This is a genomic window from Rathayibacter sp. AY2B7 (assembly GCF_002931635.1).
Taxonomy (GTDB): Bacteria; Actinomycetota; Actinomycetes; order Actinomycetales; family Microbacteriaceae; genus Rathayibacter.
The window spans coordinates 34834-60353 of the sequence record NZ_PSUC01000009.1; the positions used below are offsets into that span (position 1 = coordinate 34834).

The following is a 25520-nucleotide window of genomic DNA, read 5'->3' on the forward strand; positions in this document are numbered from 1 at the left end:
GGTTCACTTCCCGAGACTCACCGTCCCGGGCCCCGACAGTCTATATCTCGTAGCTCCTACGAGCTACAGACGAGCCAGCAAGCGGACCCACCCGATCGGGGCCGCGCTGCGAAGCCGCTACCGGAGGGCGAACGACGCCGGTGACGCCGCACACTGCTGAATCACGTGTCTCCTAGACGAACGTTGACGAGACGTCGCACCTGAGCAGCTCGGCTGTGGAGTTGCTCGCTTGATGGCGGCGTTCTCTGATCGCTCGGTGTCGCTAGGTCAGTTGCCGATGACGAGGACGCTGGCGGCGGCCTCGATGACGTCGTCGGTGATCGTCTCGAGCTCGTTGATCTTGAGGACGCGGCTGATCTGAGGGAACAGGCGCTCGAGGAGGCGGAAGTTCCCGCGGGTGATGCGTTCGATCGCGGCGACGGCTTGAGCGTCGGTGAAGTCGTCGGGGTCGAGGGTGCGTCCGAGGCGTTTCCAGTGTCGATCGAGGACGAAGAGGAGTTCGTCTCGGCCGAGGGCGCGGTAGCGGTGGGAGAAGCCGAGGCGGCTGTAGAGCTGGGGGTAGTGGCGGAAGCGCTGGTCGATGCCGGGCATGCCGATCAGGATTATCGCGAGGTGGGTGCGGTCGTGTTCGTCGCGGAGCAGCTCGAGAGCGGTGGGCGTGAGCCGTTCGGCTTCGTCGACGATGAGCATCTCGACTCGCCGGGTGATGTCGCCGTTGTGCACGCCGGTGACCTTCCCGATGGTGCGGAGGTGTTCATCGATGCAGATGCCGAGGTGGGCCTGCCACTTGCCGATCTCTCGCATGAGGTCTTTGGGTCGCGGCAGCACCTCGGGTGTGTAGAAGACGGTGCGGGAGCGATGCGCGAGCGCGTTGTGTTTCGCGTCGTCCTCGCTCCGTGGGCCCCACGTGGTGAGGTAGGGCTCGAGGGTGTCCCAGTTGGCGTAGCGGCGGGCGGAGTTTGTTTTACCGACTCCGGCGTCGCCGTGGCAGATGCCGATGGTGTGCTCCTTCTTCACCGCGTTCGCGAACTCGGTGAAGCGGCGGTGTTCCTTGGTGATGATGAAGCTCTGGGTCATCACTCCTCCTCGTAGGTACGGAGTCGTTTCTTGCGCGGGGCGGGTGCCGTGGGGTGGGGTTCCTCGCGGTGGGCGACGGTGGGGATGCGGTCGTTGATGGTGCGGCGGAGTTCGTGGCGGCGGGCGCGGCGGGCGGCTTCGATGTCGCGGAGGCTGAGGCGGATGTTGGGGTGGGCTTCGTCGACGGCGACGCAGATGAAGGTGTCGTGGTCGTAGACACGGATCTCGGAGACGTCGCGGGGGTCGTAGCGGATGGTGACGGTGTGTCCGACGAACGGGGCGAGGGTGGTCGCGAGGTAGCGCTGGCCCTGGAAGTGGATTCCGTCTCGTTGCACGGTCCGATGCGTGGGCACGGTGAGCAACAGGCCGTCGAGCTCGTCGAGGGTGTCGGGCATGCGGGGCATCCACCCGTCCGCGACCCACGCGTCTCGCGGAGAAACACCGAGCTCCTGGTGGATGCGCTGGTTGTAGGTGGCGATGAAGGCGCCGATCGCCCGGTCCACGCCCGGGAGATCGAGCACGGGCTGCGGGCTGCGGTTCCCGGGGCCGAGGTGGCCGGGGAGGGTCGGGAGGACTTCGGTGTTGATGGTGCCGAAGAAGCGCTCGATCTTGCCGCGCCCCTGGGGCCGGCCGACGGTCGAGAAGATGAGCCGGAGGTGTAGCTCGACGGCGGTGCGCTCGAGGTGGTGGCTGGTGAAGTCGGAGCCGTGATCGACGTGCAGCACGTCGGGGATTCAGCACATCGCCCACGCGGGGTCGGTCTTCCGCCAGATCGCCTGGCGCAGCGCGAGGGCGGTGTTCAGTGATGAGGGCGCTCCGGTGAAGACCATGTAGCCGCAGATCGCGCGGGAGTGATCATCCATGACGGTCGTCAGCCAAGGGCGGTCGGGCTTGCCGTTCGCTCCGACGATGAGGATGTCGAGTTCGGTGTGGTCGGCCTGCCAGATCTGGTTCGGCCGTTCCGCGCGACGGCGGAACACCAGCTCGTGGCGGTCGCGATAGGAAGCAGGACCCTCCAACGCGAGAGTGACGAGCGCGGGGTCGAGGGCCTGCACGATCTCGCGGACCGTCGCGTAGCTCGGCGCTGGCCTGCTGTCGCGCAGGCACTCCTCGATGGTGAGGCGGTGCAGCGTGGCGATCGACGGTCGAGGCCGGGTCAGGGCGAGCCGCTCGATGGCGGCGACGGTCGCCGGATCCGTGCGCCGACCGCCCTTGTCCGTCCTCGCAGTGTCGTCGAGCCCGGCGAGCCCGTCCCTCTTATAGAGCTGATGCCAGCGCTGCAGCGTCCGCGTGCCGATGCCGCTCTCGCGGGCGATGGCCGCGAGAGAGACCTGATCTTCGACGTGAAGTCGAAGGATCCGCCACCGCTCGAGGCCGTCCATCAGTCGCTACATCGCTGCGCTCTCGCGGGCCGCATGAGCCTGCTGGTGGCGGTAGAGCGTCGCGCGACTCCACCCGACGAGACGAGCAGCGTCCTCAGCGGTGCGGCCACGGGCGCGAGCGTCCGCAGCGATCGCGAGCTTGTCCGCGATCACGACCGGATCCGACAGAGGCCGGCCGAACCGGGTCCCGTTCGCGCGGGCGGCGGCGATGCCGGCGTTGACCCGCTCCACGATGAGTTCCCGCTCGTACTCCGCAAGCGTGGCGAGCATGTTCAACATCAGCCGACCCGTTAACGTCGACGGATCGATGCCGTCCGAAATCGACCGCACCTGCACCCCGCGCTCGCGCAGCAGGTTCACCGTGTTCAGCACGTCGATCAGGGAGCGGCCGAGGCGGTCGACTCGCCAGACGACGACGGTGTCGCCGTCCTCGGCGTACTCGAGGAGCTTTTTCATCCCGGTCCGCTCGATCGCGGTCTTGCTCCCCGAGGTGACGTCCGCGAAGACGTCGCGCTTCTGCACGCCGGCGGCGACGAGCGCGTTGAGCTGCAGCTGCGCGTCCTGACTCGACGTACTCACGCGCGTATAACCCAGAAGCCTCACGACCTCATTCTGACTCGGAAACACCCTCCGCGTCCCCTCCTGAGACGAAACGCGGCAAGACGCCTTTCTAAGACAGCCGATGTCCCGAGAACCTGGACCCGCCGAGCGCGGAGCGACCGCCAGACGGCACGTCTCAGAAAGCTACTGCTTTCCGGACTGGCACCCTGGACGGTAGCTCTGTGTTATTTCGGTTCGCCAGTGGCGATTGCGTCGATGATGCGGGCCAACAGTGGGCCCAGGGTGTGCTCGGCGGTAGCTCCGGCTTCGAGAACCTCTCTGTGGTTGAGGGCGGTGGTTTGAAGGCCAGCTCCGAAGTTGGTGACAAGCGAGAGCGCACAAACGTCGAGACCTACGTGGCGAGCGGCGATGGCTTCGAGTGCAGTCGACATGCCGACGACGTCGGCGCCGAGTGTCTCGAGCATGCGCACTTCGGCGGGGGTCTCGTAATGCGGTCCCGGTAGCTGGGCGTAGACGCCTTCGCCGAGTTCGGGAGCGAGTCCCTGCGCGATCCGTCGGAGTCGGGAGGAGTACAGGTCAGTGAGGTCGACGAACTCTGCGCCCACGAGGGGTGAGAGGCTGGTGAGGTTGAGGTGATCTCTGATCAGGACGGCTCGTCCGGGCGTGAGTCTCGGCGTGACGGCGCCTGCTCCGTTCGTCAGCACTACGGTGCGGGCGCCGAGCGCGGCTGCCGTTCTCACGCCGTGCACGACAGCAGCGACTCCGTGGCCCTCGTAGAGGTGAGTTCTCGCTCCGATGATAAGGATGGTGGCTCCGCGCGGGGTGCGCATGATCTTCAAGACGCTGGCATGTCCCGGCACTGGTGAAGATCGGAATCCGGGCACGGCGCTCGCGTCGAGCACAGCTACCGTTTCGCCGATGAACTGGTCGGCTGATCGCCAGCCGCTCCCGAGTGTGACGGCCAAGTCGACCGACGAGATGCCCGTTGCCTCTCTGACGGCGGATGCAGCTGAACCAGCCATTTCTTGGGGGGAGAGAGTATCCGTCATGATTCCTCCTGCGGGTCGTCTACCGCATGAAGGTTCCGGAAGTCGATGATCTGGTTGATCAGGGCTTCTTTTTTGTCGTGCGGGAGAAATGCTGCCGACGCGGCGTTGAGCTGGAAGGCGATCCAGTCGCTCGGTCCGTAGCCGAAGGCGTCGCTCAGGCGTTCGATTTCGGTGGTGAGGGTGGTGGAGCTGAGTGTGCGGTTATCCGTGTTGACGGTGACCGCGAAGCCGCCTCGGTAGAGCAGATCGAACGGGTGGTGTTGAAGAGTGTCTCCCCACGCGGCGATGGCACCCGTTTGACGGTTCGACGTCGGTGAGAGTTCAAGCGCGATCTGCCGGTCGAGGACCCACGTCGCTAGCGCGCCAAATGATGCTGCAAGTTCATGGGGGGCGCTTCCGGTCGTGAGGTCTTCGGCGAGGCGAGCACCGTGCCCAAGCCGAAGAGCACGACCGTCGACGAGGGCGGAGCGGATGGATTGCAAGCCGTCCCCTTCACCGGCGTGGATGGTCACCGGCATGAGGTTCTCCGCAAGAAGGTCGAGTGCGGCTCTGTGGTGATGAGCCGGGTATCCCGCCTCCGGTCCCGCTAGGTCGAAAGCGACCACTCCGTCATTCCGGCGTTCGAGGACTAGCCGCGCGATCTCGAGCGAGGCGTCCTGGTGCCTGAGGGCGATAAGGATCTGAGTGACGTGGATGTGGTGGCCGGCGGCGTTCGCTGCCGAGCACGCCGAGTCGAGGCCGCGTTGCACTGCATCGACGGCCTGCTCGAGGGTGAGGGACTCGCTCGTGTGTGCTTCGGGTGCCCAGCGGACTTCGGCGTAGACGACTCCGTCGGCGACGAGGTCCTCGACGTACTCGGAGGCGACTCGTTCGAGTGCTTCTCTGACCTGCAGGACTGGGCCGATGACGGCGAAGCTCGAGAGGTACTGGTCGAGTGAACCGGATTCGCTGTTCGTGAGCATCCACTCCGAGAGTGCTCCCGGACTGGAGAACCGGCCCGTTCTGTCTCCGGAGAGCTCCAGCACTGTCGCTGTGCGGATCGCGCCGTCAAGGTGATCGTGGAGGGAAACCTTCGGCAGGCCAGCTAGGAAACCGCTGGTGTTCATCCGTTACTTCCCCCGCCGTAGAAGTCCAAGGGGCGGAGAGGAGGCTGCGAGAGCGGGTCTGCAACCGCGGCGGCTCCGACGGCGCAGGCACGGTGCAGGGCTGTTGCTTCGTCGTCTCCTCGAAGAAGTCCGACCGTGAGTGCGGCGGCGAAGGCGTCGCCTGCACCGACGGTGTTGACGACGATCTCCGCGGAGCTGCTCGAGCGCGCCACCTCCTGCCCGTGGCGGTAGAGCACCGCACCTCGCGCTCCGAGAGTCAGAGCGAGCAGGGGTGCACTTTTCAGCTGCGGAAGGGAGTCGAGCTCGGTCTCATTGACGATGCAGAGGTCGATGCGGGTGAGGAGGGTTGTGGGCACAGTCTGCGCCGGTGACACGTTCACGGCGATGAACCCTGTCGTCCTCGCGGCGACCGCCTCCACGGTTTCGATAGGGACTTCGAGTTGAGCGAGGAGTGCTTCATCGGGTCCGATCGTCAGCCGGGTGGCGTCGATGCGGTGATTGGCACCCGGGGACACGACGATGGAGTTCTCACCGTCCTCGTCGAGGACGATCAGTGCGGCACCGGTCGGAGTGTCGACGATTTGGATACCAGTGGTGTCCACGCCGACGTCGGCGAGGTGCGCGACGAGGGAGCGACCGTCCTCATCGTCGCCAACCGCTCCGAGGAAGCGCACGGACGCTCCTAGTCGGTGTGCCGCGATCGCCTGATTGGCGCCTTTACCCCCGGGTAGCCGCTCGAGCGGACCACCGATGACGGTCTCGCCGGGGAGGGGGGCGCGAGCCGTGCGGGTGACGAGGTCGCGGTTGATCGAGCCGAGGACTGCCATGGCGGGCGTCACGGGACGATCCCGAGGGGCGCGTCTTCGGTGCTCCCCGTCACGATGCCGGAGACGATGCTCTCCGAGACCGCCGCTGCGTCGAGAGCGGTGATGACGCGTGTGCGTCCCCCTCCCAGCGTGTGGCCAGTGCGTCCCTCCCGCTCCCCTGTACCGATCTGGACGTGTCCTGGAGCGGTTGCCTCGAAGAGTTCCGGGTGAGTGAGGGTGAGGACCGTGACCGGGTCGTGGGGCACGTTCCATTCCTCGTTCCAGAACGCCCACCACTGCTCGATCTCGGCTCTGATGAGTGCTCCAAGAGCTCCGGACTGTTCGATGCGGTCGAGTTCCGCTGTGCGGATGTCGATACGGCGGGTGACCTCGAGTCCCGTGATCGTGATCGTCATGCCGGAGTCGAAGACGGTTCGTGCGGCGTCTGAGTCCGAGAGGAGATTGTGCTCGGGGGTGTCGTCCGCGAAGTCGCCTCCCATGATCCACACACGCCCCACGGCCCCTGCGAAACGTGGCTCGGCGATGAGCGCTGCGGCGATATTGGTGAGGGGCCCGATGGCGACGAGCTCGATCTCACCGGGCGACGCGAGGACCGTGTCGATGAGATAGCGCACGGCGTCGTCGGAATCGTAGGTTTCGGCGTCGAGGTCGGGGTACAGAGCGCCTTCGTGGCCGGCCCACCAGACGTCTCGCCTGGAGAGGGGCACGCGGAGCCCTGCATGCACGGGGGCATCGCACCCAGCCATGCGCAACACTCTCTTGGCCAGTCGTGCGCGCAGCGGGGTGTCGCCATAGACGGTCGTCACGCCGACGAGCTCTACAGAAGGCGTGCCGAGGAGGAGGGTGAGCGCCATGAGGTCGTCGACGTCGCTGCCGATGTCGGTGTCGAGGATGACGCGGTGGTGGTTGGTCACGGGGAACCTTTCGGTGGAGGTCATTTGAGTCCGGAGGTGGTCACGGACTGGATGAAGTAGCGCTGGAAGCTGAGGATGATGATCAGTGGGATGAGGACGAGGACCATCGAGGCGGCGAAGAGGACCCCGTAGTCGACCTGGAACTGTCCCTGCAGGTTGGACAGGGCGACCGGACCGAGGATGTGGTCCTTATCGGTTCCCATGAGCAGCGGCCAGACGTAGGCCTGCCATTGGAAGAGGAAAAGCATCAGGCCCGCTCCGATGAGGGAGGGTCGGGACAGTGGCAGGTAGATCCTGGTGAAGACTCCCCACCAGCCGAGTCCGTCCAGCCTTGCGGCTTCGACGAGCTCCTCTGGGATGGCGAGGAAGAAGGTGCGCAGTAGGAAGATGGCCATCCCGTTCCCGATGCCGGGGAGGATCAGTCCGATGAAGGTGTTCTGCAGGTTCCAATCGCGGAACATGTCGGCGAGGGGGATCGCGATGGCATCGAAGGGGATGAGGAACGTCAGGATGATGACGGAGAAGAGGATCCCCTGTCCGCGGAAGCGAAAGGCGGAGAGGCCGAAAGCGGCTGTCGCGCACACGGCGAGGCCTGCGACAACGGTCACGAGGCTGACCAGAAGCGAGTTCAGGATGGCTCTGGAGAGGTCGGTGTCCAGCAGTGCGGCGTAATTGTCGAGGGTCGGGCTGAGGGTGAAGAACGTCTGCCATTGCAGGGGGTTCAGGTAGCTGAAGGTCTCTGATCCTGGTCGCAAGGAATTGATGAACGACCACCACAGGGGTGTCAGGAATGCAATTCCGGCGATGACGGCGAGCAGGGTCGTTCCGAGGTAAAGAGCGAGCCGCTTAGGGCTAGTACGCCGACGAGGTGCGTGCGTGGTCATGTCAGTTCTCCGTTCGGAGCATGCGGAACTGCACGGCGACGATGACGATCGTGATCAACACGAGGATCACGACCTCGGCTTGTGCTTTGTTGACGTCGGCGAAGGTGTACGCGCGCGTGAAGATGTCGTACATGAGGAGGTTGGTCGACCCGTTTGGCCCGCCCTTGGTGAGGATCTGGACGGGGGCGAAGATCAGGAAGTTCGACACGGTGTCGGCGACGAGCACGAAGGCGAGCGGTCGGCGGACCAGCGGGAAGGTGACTGTCCACAGCTGGCGCCAAGCGGAAGCGCCGTCGAGAGAGGCGGCCTCGTAGTACTCACCGGGGACGTCGTTGATGCCGGCGATCAGGAACATCATCCAGTAGCCAACTCCGATCCAGGACAGGAGCACGATGATCGACATCAGCGATTGCTCGGGAGAGGTCAGGAAGGGCTGCGTGGGGATACCGAAGATGGCGAGGAAGCCGTTGCCCAGGCCGTCCGGTCGGTAGATGACGCTCCAGATCACGGCGGAGACGGCCGGAGGTACCGCGATGGGCAGGATCACCAGAGACCGCCAGAACCGCGCTCCCGCCGCTTTGCGCGTGAAGAGCACCGCGAGAAGGAACGCGGCCGCCACCTGCAGCGGGTTGACCACGATGGTGAACAGCAGTGTGACGCTAAGGGAGTTCTGGAAGTCGGGGTTGGCGAAGAGCTCGATGTAGTTGCCGAGGCCGACGAATGTGGTGCCGCTGAGCAGGCTCGTTCGGAAGAGGCTGTCGAAGAGAGCGACGCCCGCCGGTGCCAGCCGGAGCACGAGCAGCGAGACGAGGGCGGGAAGGAGGAAGAGGAGAGCGATGGGGGCGGGTCCGCTGAGAGCAGAGCGGGCGCCGCGGGACCGTGCGCGACTCTTCGCCGCGCCCGGTTCCGGGACGAGAGCTGTCATCGCAGCTGGCTCCATGCGTCTTCGATCTGCTTCTGTGCCTGCTCGAGCCGCTCGGTGGCGTCGGATCCGTTACGGATATCGGCGAACGCCTTGTTGATGAGCGATTCGAACTGGACGTACCCAACGGAAACAGGGCGCGCGACGGCGGTGTTCTCGATCTCATAGGTGATGAGATCGGCCGCACCTGCGCTGTGGTCCCCACCAAGCGCCTCGAGGCGAGGCAGATACTGGGCCGCGGCCTCCGTGTTCGCCGGGATGATGGTCTGCGTCTCGGTGGAGGCCAGGTTGCCTTCAGGATCGAGCGCGACGTACTCGAGGAAAGTCCGCGCCGCATCCTTGTTCTGCGAGGCCGTATTGATGCCCCACGACCAAGAGCCGGTCGGGGTCACAGCGTCGCCGCCAGCGAAGTACGGGTGCGGAGCGATCCCCCAGTTGAAGGTCGCATTCGTGGCGAAGTTGCCGATGTCCCACGGGCCGCCGACGAAGAATGCCGTCTTCTGGTCGCTGAACACAGCACTCGTCTGGAAGCCACCGACACCGCGCGGCGAGAGACCCGACGCAAAGGTCTCGCCGTACCAGGTCATCGCCTCCTTCCATCCGTCGGTCGTGACGTCCACGGTGAGCATGTCGTCGCCAGTGATCCCGGAACCACCACCCAGGGACTCGACCAGCGGCTGCAGCTGGTAGTACCCCTCCGCCTGCTCGAGCAGAAGACCGGACTCCATGCCCGCGGCCTTGGCCTTGGTTCCCGCGTCTTCGACCTGATCCCACGTCCAGCGCTGGGCGGGGTCCAGCGAGGGGGCTACCACGCCGGCGGTGTCGAGGATGTCCTTGTTGTAGAAGAGCATCTGAGTCGAGTTCCACACCGGAAGCGCGTACATCTTGTCCTGGTAGATGTTGATGCCGTACTGCGCCTCCGACGTAGCCGCCTGAGCGTCGTCGCTGAGGTCTGTGAGGTCCTCGAGGAAACCCTGCGCAGCGATCTGCGCGAGGTTGGGCTGGTCAACGGCGAACACGTCTATCGTGTCGTCCTTCGCCGCGAGCCGCTGCTGGAGGGTCGTCGCGTAGGTATCGAACGGGACCTGCGTGTAATCGACCGTGATATCGGGATGCTTCTCCTCGAACGCGGCGATTACGGGCGCGAACACCGCCGGATCCTCGGGGCCCACAAACTGCACACTGCCCGCGCCTTCCTCACCGGTGCTCGATGAGCCCCCTGACCCGGTGCAACCCGCCAGAGCAAGGGACGTGGCGATGACGCCGGCGACAATGATGATCGGTCGTTTCATGGTGCTTCTCCTTCGAACCCATGCCGGGTGGCTGTATCTACGCGGTTAGACGAACCGCGTAGATGGCACTGTAGCTGGGCGTAGGCGGAAACAGCAACGATCAGAGACCACTTCAGGTCTGCTACGGTCTCAGCTATCTAACCGGGTAGAAGGAGGCCGTCGATGTCGACAGCTCGAGACGTGGCGAAACGTGCAGGGACCTCGACCGCGGTCGTTAGCTATGTGTTCAACAACGGGCCCCGCAACGTCTCACCCGCGACCCGGGAGCGCGTCCTCGATGCCGCTCGAGCACTCGACTACCGACCGAACGTGTTGGCGCGCGCACTCAGCCATGGTCGGACCTCGTCCATCGGTCTCGTCGTTCCCGACATCGCCAACCGCTTCTTCGGAGAGCTTGCACGTGCGCTCGAGGAGGCTGCCGCAGCTCAAGGTGATCTGCTGCTCATCGGCGACTCTGGGCTCGACCCCAAGCGGGAACATTCGAACATCACCGCGTTCGTCGACCGCCGGGTCGACGCAGTCGTCGTGGTCTCCGTCCATGACGCACCTGACCTCGGACCACTGCAGCAAGCGGGGATCCCGGTAGTACTGCTGCATCCCATCCCCGACTCGCACCACGCCTCGACGATTTCGATCGATTACGAGGCAGCCGCGTTCGCCGCCGCATCGCACCTCATCGAGCACGGCTACGAGACCATCGCTCTCCTGAACGGACCAGGGGACGCGGCCGGCTCGCAACAGCACCGCGCCGGCGTACGACGCGCTGCGACCGCCGCCGGCGGTGTAGGCATGACGGAGGTCAGCAGCGAGTTTTCCCGCGCGAATGCGGCTCAGGTCATGCTCGACCTCCTAGCGCGCCCTGACCGCCCCCGTGCTGTCTACTGCTCCACCGACGAGCAGGCGTACGGGGTGCTCTTCGCTTGCCACCGCCTAGGCCTCTCAGTCCCAGGAGACGTCGCAGTTACAGGCTTCGACGGCACTGAACACTCGGCGTACTCCCTTCCTCCCCTAACGACGGTGCGCCAGCCGATTCACGAGATCGCCGAGCGTGCCCTCGCAATGGTCGCGCGAAATCGCCCAACGGAGCCCCTTCACGAAACGGCCGAGTTCGACCTGGTTGTTCGCGAATCATGCGGGGAACACCCGCCGGCTGGAGCCTTCTCGTGATCGACGTGTTCGGCTGGATCGGTTCGGCGATCCTCGTCGCCTCGCTGCTCCAGGGCAACATGATGCGCCTACGCGTTCTCAACCTCGTTGCGGCAGTGATGCTGGTCGCGTACAACATCGTTGTCGAAACCTGGCCGATGGTTGGCATGAACCTCGCCGTTGCGCTCATCGACATCTGGTTTATCGTCAAACTCGCACACAAGAGACCTCAACATCCGGTCTCCATTGACAGCGTTCCGCGCGGACCCTCCCGCGTGTAAGCGCGGTCGCGCTGTAGTGCAATATGCGTGCCGCCACGAGGCAGCATCAGAACGCCGCCGTCTAGCGCTGTCATTCATAAACCGGCCGCGGGATCCCGCGGAGCGCAGGGTCCCGACAGACCCGTCCGATGAAGAGTCCCGCCGAGGCACCCCACTCGGGACGGTACTCGTGGCGCCGCGGAAGGCGGACTACTCCGAGGCGCCGCTGCCTGTGTGCTCCGTCCGGCCGCGACGGCGACCTGTTCCGGCGGAACGACGCCCTCGGCGATCTCCGCGTGGGCCGCTGCCGTCACTCGACGAGGCCGAGGCGGCGCTCGGCATCGGAAGCGATCGCGGCGCCGCTCCCTCCGCCCGGCCGCTCGAGCAGCGGGGGAGCGCCCTCGGTCTCGTGGTGAACGTTCACGTACAGGCTTCGCACCGCACTTGTCCCGGCCCCTCCCGCCCGCCTAGCGTGGTGCGTGAACGTTCACGACGACGACGCCGCGAAAGGGTCCCCATGACCGACTCCACCCCGACCACTCCCGCACCCGGCTGGGCGGTGCTCGGCCCCGGCAGCATCGCGCGCCGGTTCCTCTCCCAGCTGCCGGCGAGCGACCGCGGCGCCCGGCTCGTCGCGGCGGGCAGCTCCGACCCGGGGCGCGCCGCGGCCTTCGCCGCCGAGGCCGTCGAGCACGGCTTCGCGGACGCGACAGCCGGCGACTACGCCGCGGTCCTCGCCGATCCGCGGGTCACCGCGGTCTACATCTCCACCGTGCACACGGGTCACGCCGTGCTCGTCCTGCAGGCGCTCGAGGCCGGCAAGGCCGTGCTCTGCGAGAAGCCGCTCGCCGTCAACCACGGCACGGCGATGGCCCTGGTCGACGCCGCCCGCAGCGCCGGTCTGCCGCTGGTCGAGGCGTACATGTACCGCTTCCACCCGCAGACCGCCGCGCTGCTCGAGCTCGTCCGCGACGGCGCGATCGGCGACGTCGTGCACATCGACGCCTCCTTCTCCTTCCGCACCCCGTCCCGCGAGGGCCGCCTGTACGACGCCGCGACGGCCGGAGGAGGCGTCCTCGACGTCGGCGGATACACCGTCACCGCCGCGGCGGCCGTGGTGCAGGCCGCGACCGGTGCCGCCGTCGCGGAGCCCGTCGAGTTCGACGCGAGGGGCAGCCTCGGCCCGACCGGCGTCGACGAGTGGAGCGTCGCCCGCGCGACCTACCGCGGCGGCATCACCGCGACCCTCCGCACCGGCGTGGCACTCGACGACGTGAACGCCCTGACAATCCACGGCACGCGCGGCCGTCTGCACGTGGCCGACCCGTGGTTCGGTGCGTCCGACGCGGGCATCGAGATCAGCGTCGTGGGGGAGGAGCCGCGCATCCTCACGTTCGAGGGGGAGAGCCCCTACGCGCTCGAGGCGGACGCGACGACCGACGCCCTGGCGGCCGGATCCGTCGAGGCGCCGCAGATCACGCTCGAGGAGACCCTCGCGACGGCCCGCACGCTCGACCGCTGGCGCGCCGCGATCGGCCTGCGCTTCCCGTTCGAGGCCGAGACCGCGGACATCCCGACGGTGTCCGGGCGGCCGCTGCGCGCGGCGTCGGACAGCCCGATGCTCTTCGGGGAGATCCCCGGCGTCGGCAAGCGGATGTCGCGGCTCGTGATGGGCGTCGACAACCAGCCGGATCTGGCGCACGCCTCGGCGATCTTCGACGCGTTCGTCGAGCAGGGCGGCACCGCCTTCGACACCGGCTACATCTACGGCGACGGCGAGATGGAGGGCCGCCTCGGCCGGTGGATCCGCAACCGCGGCATCCGCGAGGACGTCGTCGTGATCACCAAGGGCGCGCACACCCCCTACTGCGACCCGGAGTCGCTCTCCCGGCAGCTGCTCGAGAGCCTCGAGCGGCAGGGCACCGACTACGCCGACATCTACCTGATGCACCGCGACAACCTCGAGGTGCCGGTGGGCGAGTTCGTCGACGTGATGGACGAGCACCAGCGCGCCGGGCGGATCCGCGCCTACGGCGTCTCGAACTGGACGCCGGCCCGCTTCGACGAGGCGCAGGAGTACGCCCGCACTCACGGGCGGGCCGGGTTCCAGGCGCTGAGCGACCACTTCGGCCTGGCCGAGGCGTACGACGTGCCGTGGGAGGGCTGCGTCCACGTCACCGACCGGGCGTCGAAGGAGTGGCTGGTCGAGCGGCAGATCCCGCTGCTGCCGTGGTCCTCGCAGGCGCGCGGCTTCTTCACCGGCCGCGCCCGCCCGGACGACACCAGCGACGCCGAGCTGGTGCGCTGCTACTACGGGCCGGACAACTTCGAGCGCCTGCGCCGGGCCGAGCAGCTGGCGGCCGAGCACGGTGTCGGAGCGACGGCGATCGCGCTGGCCTACGTGCTCGCGCAGCCGTTCCCCACCTTCCCGCTCTTCGGGCCGCGCACGATCACCGAGCTGCGCTCGTCGATGCGCGGCCTGTCGATCGAGCTGACCCCGGAGCAGACGGCATGGCTCGACCTCCGCGCCTGAGCGGTGCCGAGGCCGGCGGCCGCGCGACGATCCACGACGTCGCTGCCGCCGCCGGGGTCTCCCGCCAGACCGTCACCCGCGCGATGAACGGCTTGCCGGGCATCAGCGAGGAGACGAAGCGGCGGGTCCTCGACGCCGCGGAGCAGCTGTCCTACCGCCCGTCGCGGTTCGGCCGCGGCCTGGTCACCGGCGGCGAGCACCAGCTCGGGCTCGTCGTCGACGACCTGCGGAACCCGTGGTCGCCGGAGCTCGCCTCAGCCGTCGTCCGGGTCGCGGCGGCGCGGGGCTGGAACGTGTCGCTCGCGGACGTGGGCCTCGCCGCCGACTCCGACCGGATGATCCAGGCGCTGGGCGCGCAGACCGACGCGGTGATCGGCACCTTCGGCGATCGCGCGGCGGAGTGGATCGAACGGCTCGGCTCCGTGCCCGTCGTCGAGCTCGACCCGACCGGCGACCCGCTGCGCGCCGCGGTGCTGCTCGACCACTCCGACGCCGTCGAGGCGCTGGCCGAGCACCTGGCGGGAGCGGGCGTGCGGAATCCGGTGGTCGTCGACGTCTCGCGGGATGCCCGGCCGAGCCGGCGGGCCGAGCTGCTGATCCGGGCCTTCGCCGCGCGCGGACTCGAGGCCTCCGTCGTCCGCGCCGAGGGCCCCACCGCCCAGGCGGCCGCGGACGCGACCGAGCGGATCATCGCCCGGCCGCGGGTCGCCGACGCGATCGTCGCGTTCAACGACCTCTGCGCGCTCGGCGTGCTCTCCGCCTGCCGCCGGGCGGGTGTCGACGTGCCCGGCGACGTCCGGGTGGTCGGGATCGACGGCCTCTCGATCGGGCGGCTGCTCGCTCCGACTCTGACCACCCTCGCCGTCGATCTCGACGAGCTCGCGCGGCACGCCCTCGACCTCGCGGTCGCCATGATCGCCGGCGAGCTCCCCCGGGGCGGCCCGGCCGTCCATCGCACAGTCCGCCACCAGCTGGTGCTCCGCGAGTCCGCCTGATGTTCCAGACGGGCAGCGCGATCGGCCGGAGGTTCCGCTGACGCGAGAAGCGCTCACCAGGCGAGCTGATGGTCGTCCTCGAAGACCGCGCCCGTCGGGCCGTCGGCCGGCAGGGTGGCCAGGCGAACGGCGACCGCCGCGCCTTCGTCCGGCGTCCTCGTGCCGCGGAAGTCGTTGAAGTCAGTGGCGACGTGCCCCGGGGCCGCGCCGTTGATCTTCAGCGTCGTGGCGGCGAACTCGCGGGCGTAGTGCACGGTCAGCGCGTTGAGGGCGGTCTTCGAGCTGGAGTAGGCCATGGAGGGCTGCCCCACCCAGGCGCCCTCCTCGCCGAGTGAGCCGCGCTTGCTCGTGACGTTCACCACCCGTGCGTCCTCCGCCCGGGTCAGGAGCGGCAGGAAGGCCGTCATCATCCGCACGACGGCGAAGACGTTGACCTCGTACACGCTCCTGATGTCGTCGACCGTCTCCTCGGTCGGCGTCGGCAGATGATCCATCGGGTGGAAGGTGAGCGTGTTGACGCCGGCATTGTTCACCAGTACGTCGAGTTGCCCGAACTCCTCCGCGACGCGCGTCGCGAGGGCGTCGACATGGTCTTGCCGGGTGACGTCGAGAAGGACGGGGCGGACGTCCCCGTCGAGGCTCTCCGCGGCGTCCCGGCCGGCGTCGACGCTCCTCGCGCCGAGCAGGACGGTGAACCCCTGCTGTGCGAGGCCGCGGGTGATGGCCAGGCCGATGCCCTTGTTGCCGCCGGTGACGAGGGCGAGCTTCGTCGCAGGATCTCCAAGTGTTGTCATGTCAACACTCTGCGCTCGGGACGTTGTCGTGTCAACACCGGGACCGTAGTCTGAGCAGATGACCGCAGCGCTGAGCGAACAGGAGCAGGTTCTCTGGCACACGTGGAAGATCGCATCGGACCAGGTCCGGCAGCGCGTCGCCGAGGAGATCAAGACCGGCACGGGTCTCTCCGACCCGGACTTCGGCATCCTGACGCGCCTGGTCGAGCTCGGCGGCGGGGAGCTCCGCCAGAGCGACCTCGCCACCTCGATGCAGTGGCACCGCAGCCGGCTCTCACACCAACTGACCCGCATGGAGCAGCGCGGTCTGCTGGGTCGTCGGAGCGTGGACGCCGGCGTCCACGTGTGCATCACCGATGAGGGGCGGGATGCCGTCCGCGTCGCCCGTCCGATCCACGCCGCCGCGGTTCGCAGGCACCTCGTCGATCGCACCGACGGCATCGATCGCGCGACCTTGATACAGGTGCTCGAGCGGCTCGCGCGGGACGTCTCGCCGTCCTGATGAGGGATCGTCGACCCGGGTGGTCGCCGACTCTCTGAGGTGTCGGACGAGCGGCCGGCCGAAGTGACGGGGCGGGGTCGTCCGGCTGAATCGCGTCCTGAGGGAAGTCGAGGGGGCGGCCCCGGGAGGGTGATCATCGCCGTCAGGGCGCAGGCCGCAGTGACGAGCCCCGCGACCAGTAGCCGCAGCGGCGTGTCCGCCGGCACGAGGCCCCGCTTCGTCTACCGAGCGCTCGCGGCAGGAACGCTAGCGCTCGCCGCCGGACCGCTCCCCGAACTCCACGAGCTTCGCGAACAGGTCCTCGATCAGCCAGCGGGTGTCGAACGCCTCGCAGACACGGATCGTGTGCGGCCCGGAGTCGGGCAGGAGCTCGCCGTCCGCGGAGAACCGCGGTGCGCGGCGCTCCCGCCAGCGTCCGCCGGCGGGGTTCATCACGGCGCCGATGGCCGGGCTGTCGCCCAGCGACCGGAAGTCGAGCGGCCCGTACGGGATGGTGTCGTTGAACGCGATCAGCTGGTCCACCAGGTAGTCGCCGAGGGGGCTGGTTCCGCGCAGGCGCGTCCGCAGCTCGGCGTGCCCGACTCCGACTCCGGAGTACACGGGCATCGGGATCTGCCAGAGGGCGATGCCCGACTCGAGCACCAGGTTCGCCGCGTCGACGTCGTTGATCAGGTTGAACTCGGGGCTGTAGGCGGGGATCTCGTCGTAGGGCGGGCCGCCGACCCAGACGACCACGACGTCACGGGAGGCGATCGACGGCTCGAGGAGCAGGGCGGCGGCGACGTCGGTCAGCGGCCCGAGCACGGCGATCCACAGCCGGCCGTCGTCGCGCAGAGCCTCCGCGACGATCAGGCGGGCGCCGTCCGACGCCGCCGCGGGCAGGGCCGACTCGGCGCCGTCGACGACGGTCACCGTCGCTCCCGCCAACTCCACGATGCGGTCGATCTCGGCGCGCGACTCCGGCATGCTCCCCGGCCGGCCGAAGTGCGCCGCCACGAGACCGCGGACGTCGAGGGTGGTCGAGAGCAGCGCCTGGACGATCGCGAACTGGTCGTCGGCCTCGTTCGCGGCGTCGGTGCTGACGATCAGGCGGTGCGGGGGAGGCGGGGTCATGCGGACTCGCGCTGCACGAGTGTCGTCGCGAGGATCGGCTGCCGGTCGACCGGGCGGCCCTGCACGACGGCGACGACGGTCTCGGCGGCGACGCGGCCCATGTCCTCCAGGGGCTGCCGGATGGTCGTGAGGGTCGGATCCGAGGTGGTCGCGATGACGACGTCGTCGAAGCCGATCACGGAGACGTCGGCGGGGACGCGGCGGCCGGACGCCTGGAGCACGCGGATCGCGCCGTTGGCCATCAGGTCGGAGGAGGCGAAGACGCCGTCGAGGTCGGGGTGGCGCTGCAGGAGGCGCGCCATCGCGGCGGAACCGCTCTCGAGGGTGAACTCGCCGTGCACGATCGGGCTGGAGTCGAGGCCGAGCTCGGTCAGCTCGTCGCGCCAGCCGCGGATGCGGTCGCGGGCGGGCTCCATGTCGTGCGGGCCGGCGATGATGCCCAGGCGCCGGCGGCCGGAGTCGGCGAGCGCGCGGGCGGCGAGGCGGCCGCCTCCGTAGTTGTCGGAGTCGATGACGATCGCGTCCTCGGGCAGGGCGACGCGCGGGCGGCCGACCCAGGCGATCGGCACGGGGGAGTCGGCCAGCGCCTGGGCGAGGTGGGTGATCTCGTGCTGGAGGATCACGATCGCGCCGTCGACGGCCCGCGAGCGGAGGAAGCGGGGGATGCGGTCGCTGTCGTCGTGGTCGGCGGGCAGCAGCACGGGCTGCACCTCGCCGGCGTAGAGGCCCTTCGCGGCGCCCTTCAGCACCGAGGTGAAGAACGTCCCGGTGAGGCTGTCGAGCTCGTTGAAGGCGACGATCAGGGCGATGGCCCCGGCCCGCCCGCCGCGGAGCATCCGGGCGGCGCTGTTCGCCTCGTAGCCGAGAGACTTCGCGGCGCGCTCGACCGCGGCGGTCATCCGGACGTCGACATTGGTGCCGCCTGCGAGCACCCGGGCGGCGGTGGCGCGCGAGACGCCCGCGGCCTGGGCGACGTCCACCAGCGTGGGTCGAGTCATGCTGCTTCCTTCTGCGAGGGGAGGTTCCGGCTTCCGCGCCTCCCCGCGGAGCACGGTGGGGAGAGCGTCGAGGTGAAGACTCGCACGGGGCGGCGGGCGGCCGTCCGGAACTGCTCGATTTGCGAAACTTCCCTTTGATACTAGGCGGAGATCGTTATCTCGCGGAGACCGGTTCTCGCTTGCATCGTGCTCGCGGGCGGGTTAGGTTGGCCGCCAAGAGATCGTTCTCTGAGGCCCGCCCTCACCGAAGCCCTGCGAATCCCCAACGAAGAGGAATTGTCGTGAAAAGAAGCCTGACGGCCGTAGCCGCAGCAGCAGCAGTAGTCGCGCTCACCCTGACCGGGTGCTCGTCCGGAGGGGGAGGAGGCGCCTCGGACGACCCGAACGCCGAAGCCACCTTCTGGTCCTTCACCGGCATCAACGCCAAGGACAGCGTCGACGAGTACCTCGCGAAGATGCCCGACGCGAAGATCAAGCTCTCCGAGGTCGGCAGCACGACCGAGACCGCCACCGCCCTCACCGCGGCCCTCGCCGGCGGCAAGGTGCCCGACCTGGTCATGATCCAGAACGACGACCTGCCCCAGTTCGTCGCCAACAGCTCGAACTTCCTCGACCTGCGCACCCTCGGCGGCGACGACGTCGCCTCCACCTACCTCCCGTGGGCCGCCTCCGCCGCGACCGCCGACGACGGATCCGTCGTGGGCGTCCCGACCGACGTCGGCGGACTGGGCTTCGCCTACCGCGCCGACCTCTTCGAGCAGGCCGGCCTGCCGACCGAGCCCGACCAGGTCGCCGAGCTCTGGAAGGACTGGCCGTCCTTCATCGAGACCGGCAAGAAGTACACCGAGGCGACCGGCAAGCCGTTCGTCGACAACATCGAGACCAGCGTCTTCTTCTCGACCGTCAACCAGGTCTCGGAGAAGTACTACTCGCCGGACGGCGAGCTGGTCTACGACACCAACCCGCAGGTGAAGGACGCGTTCCAGGTCGCCGTGGACACCAAGGACGCCGGCATCAGCGCCGGCATCGCCGCCTGGTCCTCGGGCTGGGCCCCGGGCCGCGCGAACGGCGCCTTCGCCGTGACGATCGCCCCCTCGTGGATCCTCGCCGGCATCAAGACCGACGCCCCCGACACCGCCGGCAACTGGCGCGTCACCAGCGTCCCCGGCATCGGCGGCAACTGGGGCGGCAGCGTCATCGCCATCCCCGCCCGCGCCGAGCACCCCGAGGCCGCCTGGCAGTACATCAAGACGATGATGTCGGCCGAGGGCCAGACCGACCACTTCAAGGCCTCGGGCACGCTGCCCGCCGCCACCGAGGCGATCGCCAGCGAAGAGGTCCAGTCGTACACCGACCCGTTCTTCGGCGACTCGAAGATCGGCGAGGTCATGGCGACCTCCGTCGAGCAGTTCCCGTCCTTCTACAACGGACCGGACACCACCCCCATCAATGGGGCGCTCCTCAACACCCTCGTCGAGCTGGAGGCCGGCAACGTGACCTCCGACAAGGCGTGGTCGACCGCACTCGACACGGCCAAGCAGGCCATCGGCGGCTGATCGCCCCACCCACCCGAGCGGCCCGGCGCCTCGCGCGCCGGGCCCCTCCCCCCTTTCTCGACGGAGGTACTCCCGTGTCAACGGTGACAGCAGCACCACCCCGCAAGCAGCGCAAGCAGCCCAGCGCGCCGGTCCAGAAGGCCGCGCGGATCCGCAACTCCCTCTCGGAGCGGATCGCCCCCTACGCGTACGTCGCGCCCTTCTTCATCATCTTCATCGTCTTCGGGCTCTTCCCGCTCCTGTTCACGTTCTACGTCTCGCTCTTCGACTGGAACCCGATCGGCGAGCAGACCTTCGTCGGCATCGCGAACTTCCAGCAGCTCTTCGCCGACTCCCGGTTCTGGAACGCGCTGGTCAACACCTTCGGCATCTTCATCATCTCGACGGTGCCCCAGCTGCTGTTCGCCCTCTTCCTCGCGCACCTGCTGAACCACGCCCGCCTCCGCTGGGCGAACTTCTTCCGCATGGCGCTGCTGGTGCCCTACATCACCTCCGTCGCGGCGACCGCGATCGTGTTCGCGCAGATCTTCGACAAGAACTTCGGCCTGATCAACTGGTTCCTCGGCATCTTCGGACTGCCGTCGATCAACTTCCTCGCCACGAACTACGGCTCCTGGATCGTCATCTCGACGATGGTCTTCTGGCGCTGGTTCGGCTACAACACGCTCCTCTACCTGGCGGGCCTGCAGTCGCTGCCCCGCGAGATGTTCGAGGCGGCCTCCGTCGACGGCGCGTCCAGCTGGCAGCAGTTCCGCCACCTGACGATCCCGGCGCTGCGCCCGATCATCGTCTTCACCGTGATCATGTCGACCATCGGCGGTCTGCAGATCTTCACGGAGGCGCTCCTGGTGGCTCCCGAATCGGGCCTCACCTGCGGCGCAGGCCGGCAGTGCCAGACGCTGGCGCTCTTCCTCTACGAGCAGGGCTTCGGCCAGTTCAAGTTCGGCTACGGATCCGCCATCGGCGTCGTGCTGTTCGTGATCGTGGTCCTCGTCTCCCTCCTCAACTTCTACCTCTCCACCCGCACCCGGAAGGAGGCCGTCTGATGTCCGATGTGATCGACCAGGCCGTCCCGCAGACGCTGGCCCCCACGGTCCAGAAGGCACAGCTGCCGAAGCGGCGCGGGAAGGGCGGCGGAGTCGGCTGGCCGACCTACGTCTTCCTCGTGATCGCGGTGCTCGTCTCGATCTTCCCGCTCTACTACATGTTCGTCGTCGCGTCGGTCGGAGCGACCGCCGTCACGTCGATCCCGCCGCGCCTGTACCCGGGCACGAACTTCATGGCGATCGCCGAGAAGGTGTTCGACACCGTCCCGTTCGTCGCCTCGATGCTGAACAGCCTCATCGTGTCGCTGAGCATCGCCGTCATCTCGGCGATCCTCTGCGCGATGGCCGGCTTCGCCTTCGCGAAGCTGCAGTTCCCGGGCCGCAACGTGCTGTTCCTGATCGTGCTGCTGACCATGACGGTACCGGCGCAGCTGAGCATCATCCCGCAGTACCTGATCGTCTCGGCGCTCGACTGGGTCGACACCCTCCAGGCGATCATCGTGCCGGGCCTGGCCAGCGCCTTCGGCATCTTCTGGATGCGGCAGCACATGTCCACGACGGTCAGCGACGAGCTGATCCAGGCGGCCCGCATCGACGGCGCCAACTCGTGGCAGCTGTTCTGGCGCATCGCCTTCCCGGTGGTCCGCCCCGCGGCGTTCGTCCTCGGACTGATCACGTTCACGGCGGTCTGGAACGACTTCATGTGGCCGTTCATCGTCCTCAAGTCGCCGGAGCTGTTCACGGTGCAGATCGCGCTGAAGCAGCTGCAGGCCAACCGCTCGATCGACGTCGCCCTGGCGATGGGCGGATCGTTCATGGCCACCCTCCCGCTGCTGATCGCGTTCTTCTTCGTCGGCCGCCGGATGGTGTCCGGGATCATGGACGGGGCGTTCAAGGGCTGATGCACGACGCTTCCCCAGCACTGCCCGGGACGGACGCCGCGCGTCCTCCCGGGCGGGACTGGCGGGACCGCGCTCTGCCTCCGGCCGAGCGCGCCCGCCTCCTGACCCAGGAACTCACCCTCGAGGAGAAGGCGGCGCAGCTCGGCTCCGTCTGGCTCACCGACTCCGCCGACGACTTCGCTCCGAAGCTCGACGACGGCCCCGCCGCGGGCGACGACCTCTTCACCGGCGGCCTCGGCCAGCTGACCCGCGTGTTCGGCACCGAGCCGGTCACCGTCCCGGAGGGCGTCCGCCGGCTCCGCGAGCTGCAGGAGCGCGTGGTCGCCGGCAGCCGCCTCGGCATCCCGGCCATCGCGCACGAGGAGTGCCTCACCGGCCTGGCCGCGTACGGCGCGACCGCGTTCCCCACTCCGCTCGCCTGGGCGGCCACCTTCCACGAGGAGCTCGTGGGCGAGATGGCGGAGGCGATCGGCTCGGACATGCGCGCCCTCGGCGTCCACCAGGGCCTCGCCCCGGTCGTCGACGTCGTGAAGGACTACCGCTGGGGCCGCGTCGAGGAGACCCTCGGCGAGGACCCGTACCTCGTCTCGCAGCTCGGCGCCGCCTACGTGGCGGGGCTGGAGGGGACCGGTGTCGTCGCGACGCTGAAGCACTTCGCCGGGTACGCCGCCTCCCGCGGCGCCCGCAACCACGGACCCGTGAGCATGGGGCCGCGCGAGCTCGCCGACACGGTGCTGCCTCCGTTCGAGGCCGCGCTGCGGCACGGCGGCGCCCGCAGTGTGATGACCTCGTACACCGACATCGACGGCGTGCCCAGCAGCGCCAGCCGGCACCTGCTGACGACGCTGCTCCGCGACCGCTGGGGCTTCGAGGGCACGGTCGTCGCCGACTACTGGGCGGTGCCGTTCCTCCAGGCCATGCACCACGTCGCGGTCGACGCGGCCGACGCGGGGCGCCTGGCGCTGCACGCGGGGGTCGACGTCGAGCTGCCGCAGACGGCGGCGTACGGCGAGTTGCCGCGCCTGATCCGCGAGGGCGTCGTCGACGAGGCCGACCTCGACCGCTCCGTGGCCAGGCACCTGCGCCACAAGTTCGAGGCGGGCCTGCTCGACGGCGGCCCGCTGGTGCCCGAGGGAGCCGAGGACGTCGACCTCGACAGCGCTCGCAACCGCGCGATCTCGTCGCGGATCGCGGAGGAGTCGGTCGTGCTGCTGCGCGACGAGGACGTCGCGGGGCTGCTGTCCTCCGGCTCGCTCGCCGTCGTGGGGCCGGCCGCGGACCAGTTCCGCAGCCTGGTCGGCTGCTACGCGTTCCCCAACCACGTGCTCTCCAAGCACCACGGGCACGACCTCGGCCTGTCGATCCCGACGGTGCTGACGGCGCTGCAGGAGGAGTTCGGAGCGTCGCGCGTGCGCTTCGCGGAGGGCGGCTCGATCACCTCCGCGTCGACCGACGACGTGCAGGAGGCGGTGGACCTCGTCCGCGGCTCCGACGCGGCGGTCGTCGTGGTCGGCGACATCGCCGGGCTCTTCGGCGACGGCACCTCGGGCGAGGGCTGCGACGCGGCCGACCTCCGCCTCCCCGGAGCGCAGGAGCCGCTGGTGACGGCCGTGCTCGAGACCGGCGTGCCCACCGTGGTGGTCGTCCTCTCGGGCCGGCCCTACGCGCTCGGGGCGTTCGGAGCGGCGCGCGGACTCGTGCAGGCGTTCTTCCCGGGAGCGGACGGGGCGGCCGCGGTCGCCGGCGTGCTCTCGGGCCGCGTGGCTCCGACCGGGCGGCTGCCCGTGCAGATCCCGCGGCTCCCGTCCGCGTCGACCACGTACCTGCAGCCGTCGCTCGGGCTCTCGAACCCCGGGATCACGGCGCTGGACGCGACTCCGCTCTACCCGTTCGGCTACGGGCTGACCCGTGGCGCGGTGACGTATACGGAGCTGGCGACGGCGGCAGAGCTGCCGGTCGGGGGATCGCTCGACGTGGCGGTATCGCTCCGGAACGACGGCGCCGACACGGTCGAGGTGGTGCAGCTCTATGCGGGCTACCCGACCTCGGCGGTGGTGCGGCCGGTCGCGCAGCTCATCGGCTTCGCGCGCGTGCCGATCGCGGCGGGCGAGACGCTGACGGTGCACTTCCACGTCGACGCGGCCCGGCTCGCGGTGACGGGGGAGGACGGCCGGCTCGCCGTGGACCCGGGGCCGCTGCGGCTGACGGCCGGCGCCTCGGCGGCGGACGCGGCGGTGACGGCGGAGGTGTCGATCACGGGGGAGCGGCGGCTGCTCGCCGAGCGGGCTCTGCGGACCCCCTGGTCGGTGGCGCGGGACTGAGCGGTCGGCGCCTCAGGGGGGAGGCGCCGGCCGCTCGCGGGGGCGGGCCGGTGGTGCCGGCTCGAGTCCGCGGAAGTCGCGGTACTCGCGCGCGAGTCCTGCGACTTCTGCGGGGTCGGCGGCCGGGAGCGCGACGGCCGCGTAGCACCGGAGGCGCACAGCGCAAGGGGCCCGCGCGAGCCGGGGGCCCGGCCTAGCGTGGAAGGAGCGGCGCCGCCGGTGGCGGCCCGCGGAGAAGACCGACGCAGAGGAGAGTCATGCCCGCCCTGACCGACACGTTCACGCTGTCCAACGGAGTCGCCATCCCGAAGATCGGGTTCGGCACCTGGCAGATCCCCGACGGCCCCGAGGCCTACGACGCGACGACCGCCGCGCTCGAGGCGGGCTACCGCCACATCGACACCGCCCGCGCCTACGGCAACGAGGCGAGCGTCGCCCGGGCCCTGCGCGACAGCGGCGTCCCGCGCGACGAGGTGTTCATCACCACCAAGCTCCCGGCCGAGGTGAAGGACTACGAGGGCGCGAAGGCGAGCTTCGAGACCACCATGGCGGCGCTCGAGCTCGACCACGTCGACCTGTACCTCATCCACGCCCCGTGGCCCTGGCAGGACATGGGCTCCGACCACCGCGAGGGCAACATCGCGGCGTGGAAGGCGATGGAGGAGATCCTCGAGGCCGGTCGCTCGCGCGCCATCGGCGTCTCGAACTTCCAGGTCGCCGATCTGGAGTCGCTGATCGCGGCGACCGACGTGGTGCCGCACGCCAACCAGATCCGCTGGTTCGTCGGCAACACCCAGGACGAGACGACCGCGTACTGCAAGGAGCACGGCATCCTCGTGGAGGGCTACTCGCCGCTCGCGACGGGCGGCCTGCTCGACAACTCCGACATCGGCGAGATCGCCGCGAAGTACGACAAGTCGGTGGCGCAGCTCTGCATCCGCTACCTGCTCGAGAAGGACGTGCTGCCGCTGCCGAAGTCGACGACGCCCTCGCGCATCGTCGAGAACGCCGACGTCGACTTCGAGATCTCGTCCGAGGACCTCGCGCACCTCGACTCGCTCGTCGACACGGAGTCCTGACCCGCGGGCGCCCGCTCCTGACGGTCCGGAGGCCGTCGCACTCGAGCTCGAGCGCGGCGGCCTCCGTCGTCTCGGCGCGTCCGGCGCCGCCTCCGCTCGCGAGTGTGCAGGAGTCGTCGCAGTCGACGTCGAGTGCGACGACTACTGGCTTCTCGTCGAGGCGAGGCGGCGCCGGACGCGCCGAGACGACGGAGGCCGCCGCGCTCGAGCTCGAGTGCGACGGCCTCCGGACCGTCAGGAGCGGGCGCCCGCGGGTCAGGA

The 25520-nt window shown here is 68.8% G+C and carries 22 protein-coding genes and 1 pseudogene; 10 read left to right on the top strand and 13 right to left on the bottom strand.

Annotated elements, in window-relative coordinates; genetic code table 11:
* Positions 1 to 267: 267 nt before the first annotated feature.
* The 10 genes and pseudogenes from C5C27_RS03335 to C5C27_RS03380 all read right to left on the bottom strand — a co-directional run bounded on the left by C5C27_RS03335 (position 268) and on the right by C5C27_RS03380 (position 10014).
* The gene (locus C5C27_RS03335; protein WP_104313616.1) at positions 268 to 1077 is read right to left on the bottom strand and encodes an AAA family ATPase; all 810 of its coding nucleotides are present in this window, start codon (positions 1075 to 1077) and stop codon (positions 268 to 270) included.
* Positions 1077 to 2459: pseudogene (locus tag C5C27_RS18805) on the bottom strand (Mu transposase C-terminal domain-containing protein). Before C5C27_RS18805 ends, C5C27_RS03335 begins: the two are co-directional and overlap by 1 nt.
* 6 nt (positions 2460 to 2465) lie before the next feature.
* Complete coding sequence (locus C5C27_RS03345) at positions 2466 to 3062, bottom strand: recombinase family protein (protein WP_104313634.1); 597 nt, start codon at positions 3060 to 3062, stop codon at positions 2466 to 2468.
* A 182-nt stretch (positions 3063 to 3244) separates the two neighbouring features.
* Positions 3245 to 4069 carry a purine-nucleoside phosphorylase gene (locus tag C5C27_RS03350; RefSeq protein WP_104313617.1) on the bottom strand — a complete coding sequence of 275 codons (825 nt, stop codon included), beginning with the start codon at positions 4067 to 4069 and terminating at the stop codon, positions 3245 to 3247.
* Complete coding sequence (locus C5C27_RS03355) at positions 4066 to 5175, bottom strand: adenosine deaminase (protein WP_104313618.1); 1110 nt, start codon at positions 5173 to 5175, stop codon at positions 4066 to 4068. Before C5C27_RS03355 ends, C5C27_RS03350 begins: the two co-directional genes overlap by 4 nt.
* Positions 5172 to 6002, bottom strand: a complete 831-nt coding sequence (locus C5C27_RS03360; RefSeq protein WP_104313635.1) for a ribokinase — start codon at positions 6000 to 6002, stop codon at positions 5172 to 5174. The genes C5C27_RS03355 and C5C27_RS03360 overlap by 4 nt, the downstream gene beginning before the upstream one ends.
* Before the next feature lie 8 nt (positions 6003 to 6010).
* The gene (locus C5C27_RS03365) at positions 6011 to 6916 is read right to left on the bottom strand and encodes a nucleoside hydrolase (RefSeq protein ID WP_181133435.1); all 906 of its coding nucleotides are present in this window, start codon (positions 6914 to 6916) and stop codon (positions 6011 to 6013) included.
* Positions 6917 to 6936: 20 nt separating this feature from the next.
* On the bottom strand, positions 6937 to 7800 hold the full coding sequence (locus tag C5C27_RS03370) for a carbohydrate ABC transporter permease (RefSeq protein ID WP_104313620.1): 864 nt from the start codon (positions 7798 to 7800) through the stop codon (positions 6937 to 6939).
* Position 7801: 1 nt separating this feature from the next.
* Positions 7802 to 8725, bottom strand: a complete 924-nt coding sequence (locus tag C5C27_RS03375) for a carbohydrate ABC transporter permease (protein WP_104313621.1) — start codon at positions 8723 to 8725, stop codon at positions 7802 to 7804.
* Complete coding sequence (locus C5C27_RS03380) at positions 8722 to 10014, bottom strand: sugar ABC transporter substrate-binding protein (protein WP_104313622.1); 1293 nt, start codon at positions 10012 to 10014, stop codon at positions 8722 to 8724. The genes C5C27_RS03375 and C5C27_RS03380 overlap by 4 nt, the downstream gene beginning before the upstream one ends.
* Before the next feature lie 162 nt (positions 10015 to 10176).
* Between C5C27_RS03380 and C5C27_RS03385 the strand changes: the two genes are divergently transcribed.
* The 4 genes from C5C27_RS03385 to C5C27_RS03400 all read left to right on the top strand — a co-directional run bounded on the left by C5C27_RS03385 (position 10177) and on the right by C5C27_RS03400 (position 14948).
* On the top strand, positions 10177 to 11181 hold the full coding sequence (locus C5C27_RS03385; protein ID WP_104313623.1) for a LacI family DNA-binding transcriptional regulator: 1005 nt from the start codon (positions 10177 to 10179) through the stop codon (positions 11179 to 11181).
* On the top strand, positions 11178 to 11441 hold the full coding sequence (locus tag C5C27_RS03390; protein ID WP_104313624.1) for a YgjV family protein: 264 nt from the start codon (positions 11178 to 11180) through the stop codon (positions 11439 to 11441). Before C5C27_RS03385 ends, C5C27_RS03390 begins: the two co-directional genes overlap by 4 nt.
* 496 nt (positions 11442 to 11937) lie before the next feature.
* Positions 11938 to 13953, top strand: coding sequence for an aldo/keto reductase (locus C5C27_RS03395; RefSeq protein WP_104313625.1), 2016 nt, complete (start codon positions 11938 to 11940; stop codon positions 13951 to 13953).
* On the top strand, positions 13932 to 14948 hold the full coding sequence (locus C5C27_RS03400) for a LacI family DNA-binding transcriptional regulator (protein ID WP_104313626.1): 1017 nt from the start codon (positions 13932 to 13934) through the stop codon (positions 14946 to 14948). The genes C5C27_RS03395 and C5C27_RS03400 overlap by 22 nt, the downstream gene beginning before the upstream one ends.
* 53 nt (positions 14949 to 15001) lie before the next feature.
* Here C5C27_RS03400 and C5C27_RS03405 read toward each other — a convergent pair whose 3' ends face one another.
* Complete coding sequence (locus C5C27_RS03405) at positions 15002 to 15742, bottom strand: SDR family NAD(P)-dependent oxidoreductase (protein WP_104313627.1); 741 nt, start codon at positions 15740 to 15742, stop codon at positions 15002 to 15004.
* Positions 15743 to 15800: 58 nt separating this feature from the next.
* Here C5C27_RS03405 and C5C27_RS03410 point away from each other — a divergent pair, with 58 nt between their 5' ends.
* A complete protein-coding gene (locus C5C27_RS03410) occupies positions 15801 to 16244 on the top strand; it encodes a MarR family winged helix-turn-helix transcriptional regulator (protein WP_146079600.1) in 444 nt (147 codons plus the stop codon).
* A 246-nt stretch (positions 16245 to 16490) separates the two neighbouring features.
* Here the strand turns inward: C5C27_RS03410 and C5C27_RS03415 are convergent, their stop codons facing one another.
* The gene (locus C5C27_RS03415) at positions 16491 to 17357 is read right to left on the bottom strand and encodes a nucleoside hydrolase (RefSeq protein WP_104313628.1); all 867 of its coding nucleotides are present in this window, start codon (positions 17355 to 17357) and stop codon (positions 16491 to 16493) included.
* Complete coding sequence (locus tag C5C27_RS03420; RefSeq protein ID WP_104261720.1) at positions 17354 to 18355, bottom strand: LacI family DNA-binding transcriptional regulator; 1002 nt, start codon at positions 18353 to 18355, stop codon at positions 17354 to 17356. The genes C5C27_RS03415 and C5C27_RS03420 overlap by 4 nt, the downstream gene beginning before the upstream one ends.
* Positions 18356 to 18636: 281 nt before the next feature.
* On the opposite strand from C5C27_RS03420, the gene C5C27_RS03425 reads away from it, so the two are divergent.
* The 5 genes from C5C27_RS03425 (at position 18637) to C5C27_RS03445 (ending at position 25259) form a co-directional block, all read left to right on the top strand.
* Complete coding sequence (locus C5C27_RS03425) at positions 18637 to 19911, top strand: extracellular solute-binding protein (RefSeq protein ID WP_104238438.1); 1275 nt, start codon at positions 18637 to 18639, stop codon at positions 19909 to 19911.
* A gap of 83 nt (positions 19912 to 19994) precedes the next feature.
* A complete protein-coding gene (locus tag C5C27_RS03430) occupies positions 19995 to 20957 on the top strand; it encodes a carbohydrate ABC transporter permease (RefSeq protein WP_104224677.1) in 963 nt (320 codons plus the stop codon).
* Positions 20957 to 21859 carry a carbohydrate ABC transporter permease gene (locus C5C27_RS03435; RefSeq protein ID WP_104248354.1) on the top strand — a complete coding sequence of 301 codons (903 nt, stop codon included), beginning with the start codon at positions 20957 to 20959 and terminating at the stop codon, positions 21857 to 21859. Before C5C27_RS03430 ends, C5C27_RS03435 begins: the two co-directional genes overlap by 1 nt.
* A complete protein-coding gene (locus C5C27_RS03440) occupies positions 21859 to 24180 on the top strand; it encodes a glycoside hydrolase family 3 N-terminal domain-containing protein (RefSeq protein WP_104313629.1) in 2322 nt (773 codons plus the stop codon). The genes C5C27_RS03435 and C5C27_RS03440 overlap by 1 nt, the downstream gene beginning before the upstream one ends.
* 257 nt (positions 24181 to 24437) lie before the next feature.
* Entirely contained in the window at positions 24438 to 25259 is an 822-nt protein-coding gene (locus C5C27_RS03445) for an aldo/keto reductase (RefSeq protein ID WP_104226493.1), read from the top strand.
* The last annotated feature ends 261 nt before the right edge of the window (positions 25260 to 25520 follow it).